Source organism: Kitasatospora sp. NPDC127067 (genome assembly GCF_042724755.1).
Classification (GTDB): domain Bacteria; phylum Actinomycetota; class Actinomycetes; order Streptomycetales; family Streptomycetaceae; genus Kitasatospora; species Kitasatospora lactacystinica.
In genome coordinates, this window is sequence record NZ_JBHXEM010000294.1 from 1 (window position 1) to 1,754 (window position 1,754).

Below are 1,754 nucleotides of genomic sequence, written 5' to 3' on the forward strand. Positions count from 1 at the left end.
TGGAAGATGAAGCCGATGTGGTCGCGGCGCAGCTGGGTGAGCTGCTTGTCCTTGAGGCCGACGAGCTCGGTGTCGCCGATGGTGGAGGAGCCGGAGGAGACGGTGTCGAGGCCCGCCATGCAGTGCATGAGGGTGGACTTGCCGGAGCCGGACGGGCCCATGATGGCGGTGAACTCGCCCTGGGGGAAGGTCACGGTGACGTTGTCGAGGGCGACGACGCGGGTCTCCCCCTCCCCGTAGACCTTGTTCAGGCCGGTGGCTCGGGCGGCCGCCAGGCCGGTGCGGACGGCGGTTGCGGTCGGCGTGGTCACGGGGGGCTCCTTGTGCTCGTGGACTTGTACCTCCATGCTCCGCGACGTGATCATGGTCTTGCGTCGCTCCGCCGGACGGTTGGCCCTACCACCGCTGGGCGTACGGGAGGGCTGGACCCTCCTCCTGCGGTATGACGTGAACCCTGAGGCGGCGGGATGGCCGGAACGGATATCCTTCGTGGCCGAATCCCGGACAGTTCGTCAGATGGCAAGGAAACATGACAACTTCCGGGGCAGGGAACATGCGAAAGAGTGAGCCGGGCGACTAGGCTCAGGGTGGTTTCGCAAGAGCCCGGATGGTGGAACGCAGACACGGGCAGCTTAAAACTGCTTGGCCGCGAGGCCGTGCCGGTTCGAGTCCGGCTCCGGGCACTGACAACCGCGGGGGCGCCGACGGCGTCCCCGCCGGTCGTTGTTCACCGGATCCTCCTCGCGGCGTATCCCGGAATTTTTGCCAAGCCATTACCCTTGTACACGGGCGGTGCAGTGCCGCCACGGAGGGAATGAGCAATGAGAAGCAGCAACCCGGTCTTCTCGCGGGAGGGGTCCTTCACCCGCGACTCCGGCTACGCGGGGTTCGGTACCACCGCGCAGGCCGGGAGCCCGTACGGCCAGAACGCGCACGGTCAGAACCCCTACGCGGGTACGCCCTACGCCCAGCAGCCGCAGGGCCAGGCCCCCATGACCGACGAGCAGCTCTACGAGCTGTACAACGGGCCGTCGGCCGGCCCGGCGGCCACCGGGCGGATGACGCTGGACGACGTGGTCGCCCGCACCGCCATGACGCTGATGACGCTGGTCGTCGCCGGCGCGGTGGCCTGGTTCGCGCTGCCGTTCGAGAACTTCGGCTTCGCGATCGCCGCCAGCCTGGTGGCCATGGTCGTCGGCCTGGTGGTCTCCTTCAAGCGCAGCGTCAGCCCGCCGCTGATCCTCACCTACGCGGCCCTCCAGGGCTTCGCGATGGGCGCCGTCTCGCACGCCTTCAACACCTGGCTGAACGGCATCGTGATCCAGGCGGTCCTGGGTACGGCGGCGGTCTTCGCGGCGATGCTGTTCGCCTACAAGAGCGGAAAGATCCGGGTCACCGCGCGCTACCAGCGGATCGGCATCGCGATCGCCCTGGGCTTCGTGCTGCTGATGCTGGTCAACATGGTCGCGATGGCCTTCGGCGCCGACATGGGCCTGCGCTCCGGCCCGCTGGGCATCGTGGTCGGCCTGATCGGCATCGGCCTGGGCGCCTTCTTCCTGTCGCTGGACTTCGCGTCGATCGAGGAGGCCATCGCCCAGGGCGCCCCGCAGCGGGAGTCCTGGCGGGCCGCCTTCGGGCTGACCCTGTCGCTGGTCTGGATCTACATGGAGATGCTGCGGCTGATCGCGATCCTGCGCGGCGACGACTGACGGTCCCTTCCTTCGTGAACCACTGCCGCCGGGCCCCGGAGCGAC

General features: G+C 68.4%; 2 protein-coding genes and 1 tRNA gene. 2 read left to right on the forward strand and 1 reads right to left on the reverse strand.

Features of this window, described 5'->3' with window-relative positions:
* Positions 1-347 (reverse strand): ATP-binding cassette domain-containing protein (locus ACFWJ4_RS41515; RefSeq protein WP_359914062.1); only part of this gene is annotated, 347 nt, incomplete at its 3' end.
* A 254-nt stretch (positions 348-601) separates the two neighbouring features.
* Between ACFWJ4_RS41515 and ACFWJ4_RS41520 the strand changes: the two genes are divergently transcribed.
* Positions 602-683, forward strand: a tRNA-Leu gene (locus ACFWJ4_RS41520).
* Positions 684-821: 138 nt separating this feature from the next.
* Complete coding sequence (locus ACFWJ4_RS41525; RefSeq protein ID WP_380554654.1) at positions 822-1,709, forward strand: Bax inhibitor-1/YccA family protein; 888 nt, start codon at positions 822-824, stop codon at positions 1,707-1,709.
* Positions 1,710-1,754: the final 45 nt, after the last annotated feature.

Excerpts from the sequence above, each read along its gene's own strand:
- ACFWJ4_RS41525 (WP_380554654.1), top strand. The coding sequence starts at position 822 with ATGAGAAGCAGCAACCCGGTCTTCTCGCGGGAGGGGTCCTTCACCCGC.